The organism is Micromonospora marincola (genome assembly GCF_056150385.1).
In genome coordinates, this window is record NZ_JAXCFT010000023.1 from 38,278 (window position 1) to 55,650 (window position 17,373).

The following is a 17,373-nucleotide window of genomic DNA, read 5'->3' on the forward strand; positions in this document are numbered from 1 at the left end:
GCCCGCGCGTCAGGGGACGAAGGTGACGTCGGGCAGGCAGGGGGAGGGGCCGTCGAGCACCTGACCGTCGCGGCCCCGCAGCCACCTGTCGAAGAAGGCGGTGACGACGGTCCGCTCGGTGCCGACCGCGCGGGTGAGGTCGATGTCGCCGAGGGCATCGGTGACGAAGCTGTCGGGGAGGCCGAGCTGCCGGGCGATCTGCGGGAGCAACGGCACGGTGTCCTTGTAGGAGTCCTCGCCGATGGCGCCGGTGAGATGCAGGTCGACGCGCCAGCCCCGACTGTGGTCCCACAGCATCGCCCAGGACGGCGTCTGCCTGTGGTCGGTGCCGGCGTCGCCGACGAGCAGGTACGGCCGGTCCAGGCCGTGCCGGGCCACCGGCCACAGCGCCAGCGGATCCGGGATGATCGGCGACTCGACGCTGCCGCCGATGTCGGCCGCGGCCCGGATCCGCCGGTCGGAGTCCATGGCCTGGAGGGCGGTCATGCCGCCGGCGGATACGCCGAACATGCCGGTGCGGCGCAGATCCAGGGCCCCGGCGACGCCCGCCGGGAGCGTCCGGCCCGCCGCGTCCGGGTTCGCGCCGCCGTTCAGCGCCGCCACCTGGTCGAGCACGAAGCGGGTGTCGGCGAGCCGTACGTCGAACACCGTGGCCGCCAGTTTCTGGACGTCCTCCGGCCCCTGCGCCTCCTGGAACTTCTGCTCCAACACGCCCTCGACGACCCGGCCGTCCGGGAACTCCACAGCGGTCGCCTCGTACGTGTGGTCGACGGTCACCACCACGTACCCGCGGCTGGCCAGATCCTGCACCACGGTGGTCTCCCAGGTCCGCGGGTCACCGGCGCCCGGTGAGTACAGCACCACCGGAAACGGCCGCCGGTGCCGCGCCACCGGCGCGCCGAGGTGACCCTCGGTCCGGGTGGCGGCGAAGTCCACCGCTCCGGCCGGTATGTCGTACAGGCGGGTGCCGGCGCCGGCGGCGCTGCCGAAGTGCGCCGCCGCCCCCGGCGACATGTGGGGCGCCCGCGGGAAGCGGGCGGTCTCCCGGGCCGGGTACCAGAGGCTGACCATCAGCTCGCGGCGGGTCGGGCCGGCCGTCCAGGGATCGGCCCGGGACCTGTCGACCAGGTGCAGGTCGGCCGTCCCCACCGGGTACGGGCCGGTCGGCGCCGGCAGCGTCAGCCGAGCCGGACCGTCGGCCGGTGGTCGGGCCGGTGGCGCGGCGGACGACGGCGTCGCGCCGGCGACCGCGAGGCCGCCGACGAGCAGTGCGGCGCACAGGGCGGTACGAGCTTTCACGGACGGCTCCTCGGGAAACCAGGGCCGCGCCGACCGCCGCCCTGCGTTGGTCTCACGCTAGGAGCGCCAGGAATCCGGGATAAGGGCGTTATCGCCCATCTTCGGGGCGGGGGACAACCCCCACCCCGATGCCTACCCTGACCCGGTGGCCTTCCTGACGGTCGTCCTCGTGATCCTGGCGTTCCTCGGATTCGCGCTCGTGGTGCTCGCGCCGGTCCTGCTGGCCCTAGCCGTGTCGGAGGGCCGGCAGCGCCGGTGGGTGCGCCGGCACCCGGTCTCCCCGTGCGCCGCGCTGCGCCCCGGCGTGAGACTGCCCGCGCGGCTCGCCGTGTACGGCCGGACCGGGCCGGGGCGGGACGGTTTGGTCGTCGCGCCGTTGTCCGGCGTCGAGGCGGTGTGGTTCCACACCATGGTGTACTCGACCGTCAGCGTCGGTGACCCGGGCCTCACCCAGACGTCCGTCCTCTGGGAACAGTCCGGCGGGGATCCCTTCGGGGTCGCCGACGACACCGGTACGGCCGCCGTGTCGGCGGGTCTGCTCCAGGCGACCAGCCCCGACCCTCGACTGTCGCTGTGGGCGAGCACCCGGCTGCCGGTGGCACACGCCGGTCCCACGCCGGTGCGGACCGTCGTCGACGAGGAGACCACGAGCCATCGCCACCACGGCCGGTGGCTCCAGCAGTTCATCGACCGTGGCCTGGTCCCGGCGGACGCGGCGCGACGGGTAGACCGGGTGCGCGTGGTCGAACAGGTCATCCGCCCCGGAGAGCCGCTACACGTGATCGGCAAGCCGGCGATCCTGGACGGTGGCGTCGCCGCGCTCACGCTACCCCGCACCGGCCGTTACCTCCTGCTCAGCCGGGAGCCCGCGGAGACCGAGAGCACACTGGCCGGCGATCGCAGGTACGGCATGGGGTGCGCGTTCTGGGCCGCGCTTGTCGGTGTGGCCGCCCTCGCCGTGGTGTGGGCCGTCAGCCGGGCGGTGTGGTAGCGGCGGCTACCGGCGGTCGGCGGTGTCGTGGGCGGCCATCGTCTCCTGCCGGCCGGGTTCCTCGCGCAGGACGGCGCAGTGCAGCCAGGAGTCCGGGATGGCGAAACCGTCCACGAGCGTGCGCATGTGCGGGCGCAGCTCCTTGAGCAGGCCGTTCACCACACCGGTGATCGCCTTGGCGCGGGCCGGGGTGAGCCGGCCGTGCTCCAGCAGCCAACCCTTGTGGGTCTCGATGACGCTCAGCGCGTAGAGGTCGCAGACCCGGGAGAGCAGCGCCCGCACGGCCGGGTCGGTGGCGGTTTCGATGCCGGCGACGAACGCCTCCAGGGTCACCCGGTCGACGTGCGCGGCGGCGACGGCGAGGACATGGTCCTGGACGTCGTTGAAGATGTCGAAGGGGCGGTCCTTCTTCGTGGCCGCGCCGTTGCGGAGGCGGCGGACCGCGCCGTCGAGGAGGTGCCGCTCGCGGTCCTCGAAGACCTTGAGGTGCCAGCCGCGGTCGGTCACCGCGACCTCCTCGTCGCGGCCGGGCACGGCGCCTACCAGCCGCTCGATGAGCGACCGCGCGGCGGTGCGTTCGAGCACCATCTCGCGGACCTGCTCGGCGACGAACGAGGCGCGCCCCCAGCCGTCGAGCGAACCGAACTCGTCCCGGTAGCCGGTGAGCAGGCCCTTGGCCACCAACTGGAGCAGCACCGTGTTGTCGCCCTCGAACGTGGTGAAGACGTCGGTGTCGGCCTTCAGGCTTGGCAGCCGGTTCTCCGCCAGGTAGCCGGCGCCGCCGCACGCCTCCCGGCACATCTGGATGGTGCGGGTCGCGTGCCAGGTCTGCGCGGCCTTCAGACCGGCGGCCCGCGACTCCAACTGCCGTTGCCGGTGCTCGTCGGCCGTCCCGTCGTCGCCCTGCACCTCGGCGAGCGCGGTGACCAGCTCGGACTGGGCGAACGTCAACGCGTACGTGGTGGCCAGCGCGGGCAGCAGCTTGCGCTGGTGGGCCAGGTAGTCGTTGAGCAGCACCTCCCGGTCGGCGTCGGGGGTGCCGAACTGGCGGCGGATGTCGCCGTAACGCACCGCGATGGTGAGCGCCGACTTGGTGGCCGCCGAGGCGGCGCCGCCGACGCTCACCCGGCCGCGGACCAGGGTGCCGAGCATGGTGAAGAAGCGCCGGGAGTCGTTCTCGATCGGGCTGGAGTAGGTCCCGTCGGCGGCGACCTCGGCGTACCGGTCCAGCAGCATGTCCCGCGGCACCCGCACGTGGTCGAAGCTGAGCCGCCCGTTGTCCACGCCGAGCAGGCCGGCCTTGGGTCCGGCGTCGCCGATGGTCACGCCGGGCAGCGGGTCGCCCAGCTCGTCGCGGATCGGGACCAGCCACGCGTGTACGCCGTGCCGCCGCCCGCCGGTGACCAGTTGGGCGAAGACCACCGCCATCCGCCCGTCCCGGGCCGCGTTGCCGATGTAGTCCTTGCGCGCCGCCTCGTGCGGGGTGTGCAGGTCGAACGTCTCGGTCCGCGGGTCGTACACGCATGTGGTGCGCAGTTGCTGGACGTCGGAGCCGTGGCCGGTCTCGGTCATCGCGAAACAGCCGAAGATCCGGCCCGCGATGATGTCCCGCAGGTAGGCGTCGTGGTGCCGCCGGGTGCCGAGGGCCGCGACCGCGCCGCCGAACAGGCCCCACTGCACGCCGGCCTTGACCATCAGCGACAGGTCGACCTGGGCCAGCATCTCGATGGCGACGATCGAGCCGCCGACGTCGGCCCCGCCGCCGTACTCGGTGGGGAAGCCCGCGCCGATGCCCAGCTCGACCGGGAGTTCGCCGAGGAGCCGGCTGATCCGCTCGCGGGCCTGGTCACCAGTCTCGCCGTAGACCGGAAGGAAGCGTTCGTCGAGGCGTTCGCGGTGCGCGTCCCGGACCGGCGCCCACCTCCCGTCGAGCACGGCTCGCAGGCGGGCCGGGTCGACCGGGCCGGGCATGTTGCTCATGGCTACCTCGGATGCCGACGTCATGGCTACCGTTCGTACCCGGTAAACGCCGCTGACCGGCCGCGGTGACGCGGTGAGAACCGTCACGGCGGGGCCGCCGGCCCGGTGGCGGGTGCGCCCAGACCGGGCGAGCCGCCCGGTCGGACTGAGGCAGCGCCGCCACCGGTTCAGCCCGCGGGGCAGCGGGCGCCGGGGGCGGGCAGCGTCAGGTCGACGAGGTACCGGTCCACCACCGCGGTCGTGCAGTCGGTGCGCTGGTACGCGCCGTGCCCCCATCCCTCGTACGTGACCAGGCGCCCGCGCCGGCCCAGTTGGCGGGCCACGTCGGTGGCCCAGGCGTAGCCGGTGCGGGGGTCGTGCCGGGCGTTGATCAGCAGCAGCGGCGTGCCGGTACGCACGTGCAGGCGGTGCGGCGGGTTCCGGACCGGGGACGGCCAGCCGAGGCAGGTCTGCACCGCCAGCAGCCCGGCCCCGTACCGGGCGTCCGGCGCGGCGGCCGTCGCCGCCCGGACCAGGGTGGCGTACTCGTCGTAGTCGCGGACCGGGGCCGGCCAGTCCGCGCAGAAGGCCGCCACCGCGATCGGCAGCTTCACCTCGTCGGGCGGGGTGCCGGCCTCCATCTTCCGGATCTCGGTGGCCAGTTGCGGCCAGCGCGGGCCGGCGAGCGTGCCGAGGGCCACGGCGGTCACGTCGAAGGCGGTACGCGGGGCGTACCCGCCGCGGTCGGCGCGGGCCAGCACCCCGGCCCACACCGATCGCACGTCCCGGCCGTGCAGCACACAGTCGGTCGACCTGTCGCACCAGGACACGAACTCGTCGAACGAGTCCTGGAGCGCCGCCCCCTGGGTCCGCACGAACGGCCGCAGGCCGAGGCCGTGGTCGAACACGCCCTCCAGCACGACGGCCCGCACCCGGCCGGGGTACCGCTCGGCGTACTGCTGGCCCAGCAGCGTGCCGTACGAGCTGCCGTGGAACGTCAGCCGCCGTTCCCCGAGCGCCCGCCGCAACGCCTCCAGATCGCGTACCGTGCTCAGCGTGTCCGCGTGGTCGAACACGGGGCTGGTCGGGCGGCACCGGTCCCACAGCGCCCGGTTCCAGGCCACCGCGGCGTCGAAGTCGGCCTGGTCGACGAGCGGGATCGGCGGCCGGCGCAGGCTCGGATCCGGCGCGCAGACCGGCGCGGCGGAGCGGGCCACCGTACGCGGGTCGAAGCTGACCAGGTCGAACCGGTCGAGCAACTCGGGGCTGAACCGGTCGCCCTTGCGGATGCGTTCCACCCCGGAGTCGCCCGGCCCGCCCGGCCCGAACACAAGCGCGCCCACCCGCCGTTCCGGCACCCGCGCGGCCCGGCGCGCCACGGCCAGCTCGAACGTCGGGCCGTGCGGCCGGGCCCAGTCCACCGGCAGGCGGAGCCGGGCGCACCGCACGGCCGGGTCGAGCGGGACGTCCGGCAGGTCGTCGGCGCATTCGCCCCAGACGAGACCCGGTGGTCCGGGATCGGCGCGTGCCGGTGCGGGCGATCCGGCGAGAAGAGCCAGCACGGCGACGGCTAGGGCCAACGGACGACGGGACACGATGCCTCCTGAGGTGGGGACGTCCGTCCATCCTCGACCCGCGCCGCGCCCGATTCCCATGGGCGATCCCCCGGAGGCGACCCTGAGGTTCCACCCCGACACCGCCGCTGAGGTGCCGGGCCGCGCGGATGTGGTCCGGCGGTGCGTCTGCGGCACCGGAGACACCCACAGCGTTCCACGCACGGACTGAACGGCACACGGGTGGAACGTGAGGGGTGTCTCCGCGCCCGGCAGACACCCATGGCGTTCCACTCGCGGGCAGGCAGCCTACGGCCCTGGCTCCGCCGGCCGGGTCCGAACGAGGGCCGGGTGCGGCGGCGTCCGCAGCCAGTTTCCGTACCCCGGCGGAGCGGCCCTGACTCCTGGCGCGGGAGTGACTCTCTCGACATGGTCGATCGCACCGTCGCCGGTTAGGGTTGACTTACCGCGTGTCGATCTTGGGGAGGGTGTGTGCTGGTTCTGGTGGCGGTTCATGCGCTCGCAGCCGTGGCCGCCCCGGGCTTGGTACGCATCTTCCGGCGGCGGGCGCTCTACCTGCTGGCGGCCGTTCCCGCCGCGGCGGGAGTCTGGGCCCTGACCCACACCGGAGGGGTCCGCTCGGGCACGCCTGTCGTCGAGACGGTCACCTGGGTGCCGCAGCTCGGGTTGGACCTCGCCCTGCGGATGGGCACGCTCTCCTGGCTGATGGTGCTGCTCGTCGGCGGCGTCGGCGCGCTCGTGCTCGCCTACAGCGCCCGCTACTTCCGCTCCGACGATCCCGGCCTCGGCCGGTTCGCCGCGGTCTTCGTCGCGTTCGCCGGCGCGATGCTGGGCCTGGTGGTCTCCGACGACCTGCTGCTGCTCTACGTCTTCTGGGAACTGACGACCGTCTTCTCCTACCTGCTGATCGGCAGCGACCCCGCCCGCCGGGCGAGCCGGCACGCCGCCATGCAGGCGCTGCTGGTGACCACGCTCGGTGGCCTGGCGATGCTCGCCGGCTTCGTGATGCTCGGCCAGCACGCCGGCACGTACCGGTGGTCGGAGATCTCGCAGAACCTGCCGGACGGCGGCTATCTGACCGTCGCCCTGGTGCTTGTGCTGCTCGGGGTGACGAGCAAGTCGGCGATCTTCCCGTTCAGCTTCTGGCTGCCGCGAGCGATGGCCGCGCCCACGCCGGTGAGCGCCTACCTGCACGCCGCCGCCATGGTCAAGGCCGGCGTGTTCCTGGTCGCGCTGATGGGGCCCGCGGTGGGCCAGGTCACGGCCTGGCGGGCGGTGCTGGTGGCCGGTGGGCTGGTCACGATGTTCCTCGGCGGCTGGGCGGCGCTTCGACAGGTCGACCTCAAGCTCCTGCTTGCCTACGGCACGGTCAGCCAGCTCGGCCTGCTGATGGTGATCCTGGGCGCGGGCACCCGGGACACCGCGCTCGCCGGCGTCGCGATGGTGCTGGCACATGCCCTGTTCAAGGCCACTCTGTTCCTGATCGTCGGGATTGTCGACCACGTCGCCGGAACCCGGGACCTGCGCGAGCTGAGTGGGCTGGGCCGGCGGACGCCGTCGCTGGCGGTGGTGGCCGGGCTGGCGGCGGCCTCGATGGCCGGCCTGCCGCCACTTGTCGGGTTCGTCGCCAAGGAGGCCGCGCTTGAGGCGTTCCTGCACGGCGGCGCCGCCGATCTGGTGGTGCTCGCCGGGCTGGTGACCGGCTCGGCGCTTACCGTCGCCTACTCGTTGCGTTTCCTCTGGGGCGCGTTCGCGGGCAAGCCGGGCGTGCCCGCCACCCGACCCGAGCCGGTCGACCGGGCGTTCGTCGCTCCGGCGGCGGTGCTCGCCGCCGCCGGCCTCGCGCTCGGCGTCCTCGCCCCGGCCGTGGACCGGGTGCTGGCCCCGTACGCGGACCAGTTCCCGACCGCCGACACCGACTACCACCTCGCGCTCTGGCACGGACCGACCCCCGCCCTCGGCCTGTCCGGGCTGGCCGTCGCCGGCGGTGTCGGGCTGTTCCTGCTGCTGCACCGGCGCCGGCCGCACCTGCTGCGGCTGCCGTTCGACGGCGCCACCGGCTACGACCGGCTGGTCGGCGGCGTCGACCGGGCCGCGGTGGAACTCACCGGCGCCACCCAGCGCGGTTCCCTCCCGTTCTACCTGGGCGTCATCCTGCTTGTGCTTGTCGTCCTGCCGGGCGGCGCGCTGCTGGCCGGCGTGCCGTGGCCGCAGCGCTACCAGCTGTGGGACACCCCGCTTCAGGCCGCCGCCGGCGCCGCCATCGTGGTCGCGGCCGTGGCCGCCGCACGGGCCCGGCGCCGGCTGACCGCGATGATCCTCGTCGGGGTGACTGGCTACGGCACGGCGCTGCTGTTCGTCCTGCACGGCGCGCCCGATCTGGCGCTGACCCAGTTCCTGGTGGAGACCGTCACGATCGTGATGTTCGTGCTCGTGCTGCGCCGGCTGCCGATCAAGTTCTCCGCCCGGCCGATCAAGTCCACCCGGCGGGTGCGGGTGGCGCTCGGCGTGGCCGTCGGCGTGGTCACGGCCGGCATGGCGTACGTGTCGGCGGGCGCCCGGGTGGCGACGCCGATCTCGGTCGGCTTCCCGGACGAGGCCGTGTCCTACGGCGGCGGCAAGAACGTGGTGAACGTGACGCTGGTCGACATCCGGGCCTGGGACACGATGGGGGAGATCGCCGTGCTTGTGGTGGCCGCCACCGGCGTGGCCAGCCTGATCTTCCGCCGTTCCCGCGCCCTGGACCAGCGCAGCGGCATCCCCGGTGTCGGCCGGCAGGGCTCGGCGCGCCCGCGCTGGCTCACCACCGGCGCCACCACCCGCGCGCAGTCGGTGATCCTCCAGGTCGTCACCCGGGTGCTGTTCCACGCCATCCTGCTCTTCTCGATCTACCTGCTCTTCTCCGGCCACAACCAGCCCGGTGGCGGGTTCGCCGCCGGGCTGGTCGCCGGCCTCGGACTGGCGGTGCGCTACCTGGCGGGTGGGCGCACCGAACTCAACGGCGCGGCGCCCGTGGACGCCGGCCGGGTGCTCGGCGCGGGGCTCTTCGTCGCGGTCGGCACCGGGGTCGCCGCGATGCTGCTGGGCGGGGACTTCCTGCAGAGCGCGGCGCTCGACTTCCACCTGCCGCTGCTGGGCCACGTCCACTTCGTCACGTCTGTCTTCTTCGACGTCGGCGTCTATCTCATCGTGGTCGGCCTGGTGTTGGACATCCTGCGCAGCCTCGGCGCGGAGATGGACCGCCAGCAGGAGGCCGACCAGGGGGAGACCGCGCCCGCCGACATGCCGGAAGAGGAGTTGGTGTGAGCCCCAACCTGGTCTACGTGCTCGTCGTCGGCGTCCTCTTCGCCACCGGGGTAACCCTGCTGCTGGAACGCAGCCTCACCCGGGTGCTGATGGGCGTCATCCTGCTCGGCAACGGCGCGAACCTGCTACTGCTCACCGGCGGCCGGGCCGGCGGCCCGCCGATCGTCGGCACCACCGCCGAGGGGGAGATGGCCGACCCGCTCCCGCAGGCGATGGTGCTGACCGCCATCGTCATCACGCTCGGCATGACCGCGTTCCTGCTCGCCCTGGCCTACCGGAGCTGGCACCTCAACGGGCACGACGAGGTGCAGGACGACGTCGAGGACCGCCGCATCATGGTGCTGGCGGACCGGGACGAGGGCCCCGGCACCGCCGATCCGGAGACCACCGACCGCCCCTCGGACCAGGCACCGGACGACCGGCCGGTTCCCGCCGGAAGCGACCGGGGGAGGACCCGATGACGTGGCTCGTCCCGCTGCCGGTGGTGATGCCGCTGTTCGGCGCGGCCCTCACCCTGCTCCTGGTCGGCCGGGCCCGGGCCCAGCGCTGGGTCAGCATCACCGTCCTCGCCGCCACCGTGGCGGTGGCGGGGCTGCTCCTGCTCCGCTCGTCGGTGGACGGCCCGCTCGTGGTCGAGGTGGGTGGCTGGGTCGCGCCGCTGGGCATCGTGCTCGTCGCCGACCAGCTCGCCGCGCTGATGCTCGTGGTCTCCGCCGCGGTCACCCTGTGCGTGCTCGTCTACTCCATCGGGCAGGGCCTGGCCGACGGCAACGAGGAGACGCCGCTGTCGGTCTACCACCCGACCTACCTGGTGCTGACCGCGGGCGTCTGCAACGCGTTCCTCTCCGGCGACCTGTTCAACCTCTACGTCGGGTTCGAGATCCTGCTGGTGGCCAGCTACGTGCTGCTGACGCTCGGCAGCACGGAGAACCGGATCCGGGCCGGCACCACGTACGTGGTGGTCAGCCTGCTCTCGTCGTTGATCTTCCTGGTGGCGATCGGGCTGATCTACGCCGCCACCGGAACGCTGAACCTGGCCCAGCTCGTCGACCGGCTAGACGCGCTGCCGGACGACCTGCGGCTGGTGCTCCAGGGCATGCTGCTGCTGGCGTTCGGCATCAAGGCCGCGGTGTTCCCGCTGTCGGCCTGGCTGCCGGACAGCTATCCGACCGCGCCCGCACCGGTCACCGCCGTCTTCGCCGGCCTGCTCACCAAGGTCGGCGTGTACGCGATCATCCGGACCGAGACGCTGCTGTTCCCCGGTGGCCGCACCGCCGACCTGCTGCTGGTGATCGCGGCGCTGACCATGGTGGTGGGCATCCTCGGCGCGGTGGCGCAGTCGGACATCAAACGGCTGCTGTCGTTCACCCTCGTCAGCCACATCGGCTACATGCTGTTCGGGGTCGGCCTGACCACCGCGCTCGGCCTGTCCGCGGCGATCTTCTACGTGGTGCACCACATCACCATCCAGACCACCCTGTTCCTCGCCGCCGGCCTGATCGAACGGCGGGGCGGCAGCACCGCGCTGGACCGGCTCGGCGGGCTGGCCCGGCTGTCGCCGGTGCTGGCGGTGCTCTTCTTCGTGCCCGCCCTCAACCTGGCCGGCATCCCGCCGTTCTCCGGGTTCCTCGGCAAGGTCGGCCTCGTCCAGGCCGGCGTGTCCGACGGCGGGGTGCTGGCCTGGGCACTCGTCGGCGGCGGGCTGCTCACCAGCCTGCTCACCCTCTACGCCATCGCCCGGGTGTGGAACCTCGCGTTCTGGCGGGCGCCGCACCCGGACATGCCGGAGCCCGACGACGTCGCCCGGGCGGCCCGCACCGACGGCGCCGAGCAGCCGCACGACGACCCGGCGCCCGCCGGGGCGGTGCTGCCCCGGCTGATGACGGTGTCCACCGCCGCCCTCGTGGTGCTCGGCCTGGGGCTGACGGTGGTGGCCGGGCCGCTCTTCGACATCAGCGGCGACGCCGCCGCCGACCTGCTGCGCCGCGCCCCGTACGTCGAGGCCGTGTTCCCGGACGGTGCACCGTGACAAGTCATCCGCGTGCCCCGCTGACCCGCCGCGTCCGGTGGCGCAACCGGGCCGTCGCCATGGTCGGCCTGGCCGGCGTCTGGGTGCTGCTGTGGGGCACCTTCACCTGGGCGAACGTGCTCAGCGGCCTGGCCGTCGCGGCCGTGCTGCTCGTGGTCTTCCCGCTGCCGCCGGTGACGTTCGGCGGGCGGATCCGGCCGGTGCCGCTGGCCCGGTTCCTGGCCCGCTTCCTGCGGGACCTGGTGGTGGCGTCGGCGCAGGTGGCCTGGCTGGCGGTCCGGTTCGGGCACACCCCGCGCGCGGCCATCATCGCGGTGCCGCTGCGGGTGAACACCGACCTCAACCTCACCCTCACCGCCGAGGCGCTGTCCCTGGTGCCCGGCAGTCTCATCCTGGAGGCCGACCGGCGGACCGGCACGCTCTACGTGCACGTCATCGGCGTCCGCACGCTCGACGAGGTGGAACGGTTCCGGCGCGACGTGCTGGAGCTGGAGACGCGCATCGTCGCCGCGGTCGGCTCGGCCGAGGAGCTGAGCCGGCTCCACCAGCCCGAACCCACCGGCCCGCCCGAGCCGGTCGACCTGGAAGGGGCACCGACATGACAGTCGTCGCCGTGATCGTCACCGCGCTGCTCACCGTGGCCGGTGGACTGACCCTCGTCCGGGTCATCCGTGGGCCGTCGATCCTCGACCGGGCCGTCGCCACCGACGTGCTGCTCGCCGTCGCGGTCGCGGCCATCGCCACCGAGGCCGCCTACAGCCGGGACGCGACCTCGCTGCCGGTGTTCGTGGTCCTCGCCATTGTCGGGTTCGTCGGCTCGGTGAGCGTCGCGCGGTTCGCGGCGCGGAGAGACCCGAAGTGACGCTCGACGCCGCCCTCGACACCGCCGCGGGCGTCTGCCTGATCGCGGGCGCCCTGCTCAGCCTCGCCGCCGGCGTGGCCCTGGTCCGCTTCCCGGACGTGCTGTCCCGCATGCACGCCGCCGCCAAACCCCAGGTCCTCGGGCTGTTGCTGGTCCTGCTCGGGTGCGCGCTGCGGCTGCGGAGCGGGGTGGACGTCACCACACTTGTGCTTGTGGGCATGTTCCAGCTCGCCACCGCCCCGGTCGCGGCGCACATGGTCGGGCGGGCCGCCTATCCGCACGAGGACATCCGGCGGGACCTGCTGCTCACCGACGAGCTCGCCGGTCACCTCGACCGGGTCCGCGCCGGTCGCGCGGACACCTGACCGGCGGCCCGCGCCGCGTACCGGCCGCGCGACGGCGCGCGGCGCGCGGCCGGGGCGGTCAGCGGGACTGCTGGCAGGGCACGCAGAACCGGGCGGCGGGGCGGATCTCCAGGCGGTCGGTGGGGATGGCGTGACCGCAGCGCTCGCACACGCCGTACGTGCCCTCGGACATCCGCGTCAACGCCTGTGCGGTGTCCGCGGCACCGTGCCGGGCCGCCTCGATCAGCCGGCGCAGGGTGTCCGGGTCGTGACCGTCGAAGCCCGGCTGCCGTGCGGCCGGCGTCAGCTCGGTGAGCTGGTCGGTGTAGTCGGCGAGCTGCCGTTCCAGCAGTTCGCGCAGCGTCCCGGTGCGGTCGTCGAGGCTGTGCGTCATCGTCGGTGGTCCTTTCGAGGGGAAGCGCCGTGCCGGCCGTGGCGGGGCAGGCATCCGGACCGGCCGGATAGGCGTCGGCCGGGAGCGTCCACGCTGCTCGGGGACGTCTTCGGAGTTCCAGCGTCGCCGGGAAAGCGACGAGCGGCATTGCCCGCGACCGGCCAACAAGCGCCCGCCAGATTGCCGGCGACTGGAGAGGATGCTGCCCCACCCGCTGGCTATGGTTGGCACATGCGGCACCAGCAGCATCTCCCGCCCACGCTGCCATAGCGCCGGCCCGCTCCCGGCCGGCTCCGCGCAGCCGCCACCGAAGGAGCAGTTCTGTGATCATCGAACGCACGCACCTGCCGGGCGTCGGAATGCGACACGCCTTCACCACCGAACAGGGCCGCCGGATCGCGGTCGTCGAGCACTCGGCGGGTGGCCGCCGGGACGTCGTCCACGACGATCCGGACGACCCCGACGGCATGGTCGGACTCGCCCTCACCCCGGCCGAGGCGTCCGCCCTGGCCACCCTGCTCGGCTTCCCGGAGCTGGTTGCCGTCCCCGCGTGACGGGAGTCAGGCCGGCAGTGGTCGGCGCGGCCAGTCCAGGGCCCGCGCGCCGAGCACGGCGGCGTGCAGGGTGAACCTGTCCCGCGCTTCGGCGGGATCATGACCGGTCAGCGTCCGGATCCGGTCGAGCCGGTAGGTGACGGTGCGGACGGACACGTGCAGGCGGCGGGCCGCCTCGGTGGCGACCTCGCCGCACGCGAAGTATTCGGCCAGGGTGTCCACAAGCGGCTCGGCGCCGCCCCGGGCCTCACCCAGCGGGGTCAGCACCGCCCGCACGAGGTCCACCATCGCCGGCTGGTCCCGCAACAGCACGCGGTAGATGAGCAGGTCGTGGGCGTCGATCACCGGCGCGTCGGTGTGCAGCCGGCGAGCCGTGGCGAGCGCCTCCCGGGCCTCCTCGTAGGAGCGGGCGATGCCGTACAGGCCCGGGTGCGGGCGGCCGACCACCACCTGCCACGGCCGGCCCCGCGCCAGGCGGTCCAACTCGCCGTGCATCAGCCTGCCGAGGTCGTCCGCCGGTCCGCCGGCGCCGCGACCCCCGCCGGGCCGCACCGGCTCGGCCGGCGCCACCACCACGAGCAGCCCTTCCTTCGTCGCCACCAGCACGTCCCGGTCGCCCAGCCGGTCGAAGATGACCCGTTCCAGGGCGCTGATCGCCGGCTCGGTGTCCGGCAACCGGCGGCCCGGCGCGGCGAGCGCCACCTGATGGACGCGGGCGAGATCCAACCCGAACGGCTCGGCCCGCTCGACCAACCCGCCGAGGTCGGAGTCGCCGCGCAGCAGGTCGTCGACGAGTTCGCGGCGCAGCGACTCCTCGTGGCGCACCAGTTCCCGGCGGGCCACCGCGTAGCCCTCGGCGAGGGTGGCGACGGCCGCGTCGACCACGTGGAGGACGGCGTCCGCCGCGGCCCGGACCGTCTCGCTGTCGGTGGAGCGGTCCAGGTGCGGCAGGTGCCGCCACAGCCGCCGCGCCGCGGACAGGTAGAGGCGTACCGCCCGGCCGGCCGACACGCCCTGCTCGGCCGCCTGCCGGCCGAGGACCCCGACCGCGTCCAGCTCACCGCGGCGCGGCCGGCGACCGGTCACCGCCGCGTCCCGGAGCAGCCGGAGATAGTCGCCGAGCAGCTCCACAGGTACGCCGTCGGCGTCGGCGCTCGCCTCGCGGGCCACCTCCGCCAGCCACTTGTCGTCGCCGCGCGCTCCGGCCGGATCCGGCCGGCGGACGCTGTCGGTCATCGCGGTCCCCCCGTGCGGGGCCGGCACGGACACCGACCCGATTCGCCCAGGTTAATCCGCAGGTCGCGCGGACCGGCGCTAGCGGTTGCGCTCCACGACGTACTCGGTCAGGTCCAGCAGGAAGCGGCCGTCCTCGGTGTCGGCCGCGGCGCCCAGCGCCCGCTGCCCCTCGCGCCGGGCGGCCTCGGCGAGTTCCCGGGCGCTGCGGCGCGCGGACTCCACGCAGTCGTACGCGAGGAGGCGGCCGTGCAGCCAGCGCACCTCGGCCTCGGTGCGCTGGGCTCGGGTCCGGCTGAGAAACTCCAGGAGCCGTTCGCGTTCGTCGGCGGTGCACCGCCGCATGAAGTCGATGAGGATGAGCGTCCGCTTGCCCTCCCACAGGTCGCCGGCGATCTCCTTGCCGTAGCGGGCGTAGTCGCCGGTGAGGTTGAGCGCGTCGTCCTGGATCTGGAACGCGGCCCCCAGATACCAGCCGTAGCGGTCGAGGACGTCCACCGCGTTCTCCCGGCCGGTGGCCACGAGGATCCCGCTGCGGCACGGGTAGATGCAGGTGTACCAGGAGGTCTTCTTCAGACACATCCGGTAGTAGTCGTCGGCGTCCAGGTCGCACACGTTGTCGCGGATCCAGCCGATCTCGATCGCCTGCCCCTCAAGCGAGTGGCGCAGCATGAGTTCGGTCTCGGTGAACAGCCGCCAGGCGATCCCGGAGCCGAGCGCCGTCCGGTTCGCGGCGAGTCGTTGCAACGCCAGCAGGTTCGTCATGTTGCCGACGTTGAGCGCCACGCCGACCCCGTACTCGGCGTGCAGGGTCTGCCCGCCGCGCCGTTGCTCGCTTTCGTCCTGGATGTCGTCGTGGATGAGGAAGGCGTTGTGGAACAACTCCACGGTCACCGCGGCGTTGAGGCCCACCGCCTCCCCGCCGCCGAACGCCCGGCACGTGGCCAGGCAGAGCGCGGCGCGCAGCCCCTTGCCCCACCGCCGGGGATATTCGGCGACCAGGTCGTAGAGGTAGCGCGGCCCGCCCGCGGGCACGTCGTCGAGCAGCGCGCCGAGGGCGAGGCCGCGATAGCGCTCCAGCATGCGTTCCACGTGCCCGCCGGCCACCCCGGTGGTCGGCGCCATCGCGCCGCTACCGGTCCGTCCGGGCCGGGCCGTCCGGGGTCGGCGTCGTCAGCCGGTCCGCGAGCCCGTTGGCCACGTCGGGCGCCAGCCGGGCGAGATTGAGTACGGTGTCGAGCGCGTCGTGCGCGTCCGAGGTGTACCTGCGGATGACCTCACCGCGCTTGTCGTCCGCCATCTTCAACTGCCCGACCACGGTGTCGATCAGGGCGTGCCCGTCGGTGCGGAACCGTGCGACGAGTTCGTCGAACACCTCCGGGTCCACCCGGCGGCTCTCGGTCAGCTTCTCCTCCAGCCGCCGCGCGCCGGCCAGCCCCGCCGAGAGTTCCTCCTCCAGCACCGTGGCCGCGTGGGTCACCGTCTCGGAGGTTTCCTCGGCCACCTTCTCGAAGCGCTCGTTCGTGCGCGCACGCTCGCCGTCTGTCATGGCCGAATTGTCACCGGACCACCGCCGACCAGCCAGGCAAGTGTCGAGATGGTGACTCACCGTGTCGAGCTGGCGCGACCAAACCGGTGGTCGGACCACGCCGGTTCGGCGACCATGGTCGGCATGGTGGGGGGATCGGGCATGAGGCTGCCGTTGCAGGGCGGGCTGCCGCCGGTCCAGACGCCGTCCGGGGCCGTGGTGGAGATAGCCTGTGACGAGTCGGGGTTCTCCGGCACCAACCTGCTAGATCCCGCCACGCCGGTGATCAGTCACGCGAGCGTCGACCTGGGCGTCGAGGAGGCCGCCGGGCTGATCGCGACGCTGCGCTCCGGCTTCCGGTTCACGCCGCACGAGTTCAAGTCCCGGCAGTTCCTGCGCCGACCGGAGGCGGCCGAGGCGTTGGAGTGGTTCCTGGCGGCGTTGCGCGGGCGGGCCCACGTGCACCTGGTCGACAAACAGCTCTTCCTGGTCACCCGCGTCGTCGACCTGCTGCTGGTCGAGCCGTCCTACCTGGCCGGCACCGGGCTGGCCGGGGAGCACCGTGCGGACGCCGTCGCGCTGCACCGGTCCGGGCGCGCGGCCGGCCCGGACTGGGACGCCTTCCTCGCGGCCCTCGTCGAGATGTTGCGGACCAAGCGGCGGGACCGGGCCGGCGACGGGAGCGTCGACCGGTTCTTCGCGGCCCGGGACGCGCTGCTGCGGCACGCGCCGGACGACGCCGTCCTGCACGCCCTCGACCGGGGCCGGGTGGCCGCCGTCCAGGCCCGGCTCTACGCCGAGGACCGGTCGATCCCGCCGCCGCTGGAGCCGATGCTGCCGGCGCTGGCCGAGACGGTCCTGTTCTGGAGCGCCGGCCGGCGGCGGGTGCTCGTGATCCACGACGAGCAGAGCGCGTTGACGGCCGACCGCCTGCGCCGCCTCCAGCGCGCCCTGGCCGACCGCGTCGGGTTGCCGGCGGGGGAGTCGCCGCTGGCCGGGCTGGTGATGACCGACTCCCGGGACGACCCGCGGGTGCAGGTCGCCGACCTGCTCGCCGGGATAGCCCGACGGATGGAGGAGAGACCGCTCCCTGGCCTCACCGGTCGGCCGGCCGTCTGAATCTTGGAGGCTAAGGGCCCCTATAGGGGCCCTTAGCCTCCAAGATCTCCAGCCGTTCCGGGATGCAGAAGACCGATCCCACTTGGCGAGAACGGTTTCTTGATCTACTTCGCCCGCTGGGTATGCGTACTCAGCTCGAATGCCGTCTCGTGGCTCAGGCGTCGGCGCGGCGGCGTCGGCA

Annotated in this window: 16 protein-coding genes; 9 read left to right on the forward strand and 7 right to left on the reverse strand. The window is 73.5% G+C overall.

Annotation, left to right across the window (positions count from 1 at the left end):
• Positions 1–9: 9 nt before the first annotated feature.
• Complete coding sequence (locus SM450_RS28405) at positions 10–1,299, reverse strand: alpha/beta hydrolase (RefSeq protein ID WP_474622851.1); 1,290 nt, start codon at positions 1,297–1,299, stop codon at positions 10–12.
• A gap of 145 nt (positions 1,300–1,444) precedes the next feature.
• Here SM450_RS28405 and SM450_RS28410 point away from each other — a divergent pair, with 145 nt between their 5' ends.
• Complete coding sequence (locus tag SM450_RS28410) at positions 1,445–2,290, forward strand: hypothetical protein (protein WP_474622852.1); 846 nt, start codon at positions 1,445–1,447, stop codon at positions 2,288–2,290.
• A gap of 6 nt (positions 2,291–2,296) precedes the next feature.
• Here the strand turns inward: SM450_RS28410 and SM450_RS28415 are convergent, their stop codons facing one another.
• Positions 2,297–4,294, reverse strand: a complete 1,998-nt coding sequence (locus tag SM450_RS28415) for an acyl-CoA dehydrogenase family protein (protein WP_474622853.1) — start codon at positions 4,292–4,294, stop codon at positions 2,297–2,299.
• Positions 4,295–4,437: 143 nt separating this feature from the next.
• Positions 4,438–5,844 carry an alpha/beta hydrolase gene (locus SM450_RS28420; protein ID WP_474622854.1) on the reverse strand — a complete coding sequence of 469 codons (1,407 nt, stop codon included), beginning with the start codon at positions 5,842–5,844 and terminating at the stop codon, positions 4,438–4,440.
• A gap of 450 nt (positions 5,845–6,294) precedes the next feature.
• Between SM450_RS28420 and SM450_RS28425 the strand changes: the two genes are divergently transcribed.
• Genes SM450_RS28425 through mnhG form a run of 6 tightly spaced genes read left to right on the forward strand, consistent with a single transcriptional unit; the run spans position 6,295 to position 12,385 of the window.
• A complete protein-coding gene (locus SM450_RS28425; RefSeq protein WP_474622855.1) occupies positions 6,295–9,129 on the forward strand; it encodes a Na+/H+ antiporter subunit A in 2,835 nt (944 codons plus the stop codon).
• Entirely contained in the window at positions 9,126–9,590 is a 465-nt protein-coding gene (locus SM450_RS28430; RefSeq protein ID WP_474622856.1) for a Na(+)/H(+) antiporter subunit C, read from the forward strand. Before SM450_RS28425 ends, SM450_RS28430 begins: the two co-directional genes overlap by 4 nt.
• Positions 9,587–11,158: a Na+/H+ antiporter subunit D gene (locus tag SM450_RS28435; RefSeq protein WP_474622857.1), complete on the forward strand. Its 1,572-nt coding sequence runs from the start codon at positions 9,587–9,589 to the stop codon at positions 11,156–11,158. Before SM450_RS28430 ends, SM450_RS28435 begins: the two co-directional genes overlap by 4 nt.
• Complete coding sequence (locus SM450_RS28440; RefSeq protein ID WP_474622858.1) at positions 11,155–11,760, forward strand: Na+/H+ antiporter subunit E; 606 nt, start codon at positions 11,155–11,157, stop codon at positions 11,758–11,760. The genes SM450_RS28435 and SM450_RS28440 overlap by 4 nt, the downstream gene beginning before the upstream one ends.
• The gene (locus tag SM450_RS28445) at positions 11,757–12,020 is read left to right on the forward strand and encodes an MrpF/PhaF family protein (RefSeq protein ID WP_474622859.1); all 264 of its coding nucleotides are present in this window, start codon (positions 11,757–11,759) and stop codon (positions 12,018–12,020) included. The genes SM450_RS28440 and SM450_RS28445 overlap by 4 nt, the downstream gene beginning before the upstream one ends.
• The gene (gene mnhG / locus SM450_RS28450) at positions 12,017–12,385 is read left to right on the forward strand and encodes a monovalent cation/H(+) antiporter subunit G (RefSeq protein ID WP_474622860.1); all 369 of its coding nucleotides are present in this window, start codon (positions 12,017–12,019) and stop codon (positions 12,383–12,385) included. Before SM450_RS28445 ends, mnhG begins: the two co-directional genes overlap by 4 nt.
• A gap of 58 nt (positions 12,386–12,443) precedes the next feature.
• Here the strand turns inward: mnhG and SM450_RS28455 are convergent, their stop codons facing one another.
• Positions 12,444–12,758, reverse strand: a complete 315-nt coding sequence (locus SM450_RS28455; RefSeq protein ID WP_474622861.1) for a TraR/DksA family transcriptional regulator — start codon at positions 12,756–12,758, stop codon at positions 12,444–12,446.
• Between the two features lie 323 nt (positions 12,759–13,081).
• Here SM450_RS28455 and SM450_RS28460 point away from each other — a divergent pair, with 323 nt between their 5' ends.
• Complete coding sequence (locus SM450_RS28460; RefSeq protein ID WP_474622862.1) at positions 13,082–13,312, forward strand: cation:proton antiporter regulatory subunit; 231 nt, start codon at positions 13,082–13,084, stop codon at positions 13,310–13,312.
• 6 nt (positions 13,313–13,318) lie between these two features.
• Here the strand turns inward: SM450_RS28460 and SM450_RS28465 are convergent, their stop codons facing one another.
• From SM450_RS28465 to SM450_RS28475, 3 genes are all read right to left on the reverse strand, one after another.
• Positions 13,319–14,548 (reverse strand): PucR family transcriptional regulator, encoded by a 1,230-nt coding sequence (locus SM450_RS28465; RefSeq protein WP_474622863.1) that lies wholly within the window; start codon positions 14,546–14,548, stop codon positions 13,319–13,321.
• Positions 14,549–14,626: 78 nt separating this feature from the next.
• On the reverse strand, positions 14,627–15,670 hold the full coding sequence (locus tag SM450_RS28470) for a polyprenyl synthetase family protein (RefSeq protein WP_474622864.1): 1,044 nt from the start codon (positions 15,668–15,670) through the stop codon (positions 14,627–14,629).
• Positions 15,671–15,677: 7 nt separating this feature from the next.
• Positions 15,678–16,094, reverse strand: coding sequence for a hypothetical protein (locus SM450_RS28475; protein WP_474622865.1), 417 nt, complete (start codon positions 16,092–16,094; stop codon positions 15,678–15,680).
• 141 nt (positions 16,095–16,235) lie between these two features.
• Here SM450_RS28475 and SM450_RS28480 point away from each other — a divergent pair, with 141 nt between their 5' ends.
• The gene (locus SM450_RS28480; RefSeq protein ID WP_474622866.1) at positions 16,236–17,192 is read left to right on the forward strand and encodes a DUF3800 domain-containing protein; all 957 of its coding nucleotides are present in this window, start codon (positions 16,236–16,238) and stop codon (positions 17,190–17,192) included.
• Positions 17,193–17,373 lie beyond the last annotated feature (181 nt).

Coding starts and splice junctions, on each gene's coding strand:
- SM450_RS28415 (WP_474622853.1), bottom strand. CDS start 4,294: ATGACGTCGGCATCCGAGGTAGCCATGAGCAACATGCCCGGCCCGGTC.
- SM450_RS28435 (WP_474622857.1), top strand. CDS start 9,587: ATGACGTGGCTCGTCCCGCTGCCGGTGGTGATGCCGCTGTTCGGCGCG.
- SM450_RS28445 (WP_474622859.1), top strand. CDS start 11,757: ATGACAGTCGTCGCCGTGATCGTCACCGCGCTGCTCACCGTGGCCGGT.
- SM450_RS28455 (WP_474622861.1), bottom strand. CDS start 12,758: ATGACGCACAGCCTCGACGACCGCACCGGGACGCTGCGCGAACTGCTG.
- SM450_RS28465 (WP_474622863.1), bottom strand. CDS start 14,548: ATGACCGACAGCGTCCGCCGGCCGGATCCGGCCGGAGCGCGCGGCGAC.
- SM450_RS28470 (WP_474622864.1), bottom strand. CDS start 15,670: ATGGCGCCGACCACCGGGGTGGCCGGCGGGCACGTGGAACGCATGCTG.
- SM450_RS28475 (WP_474622865.1), bottom strand. CDS start 16,094: ATGACAGACGGCGAGCGTGCGCGCACGAACGAGCGCTTCGAGAAGGTG.
- SM450_RS28480 (WP_474622866.1), top strand. CDS start 16,236: ATGAGGCTGCCGTTGCAGGGCGGGCTGCCGCCGGTCCAGACGCCGTCC.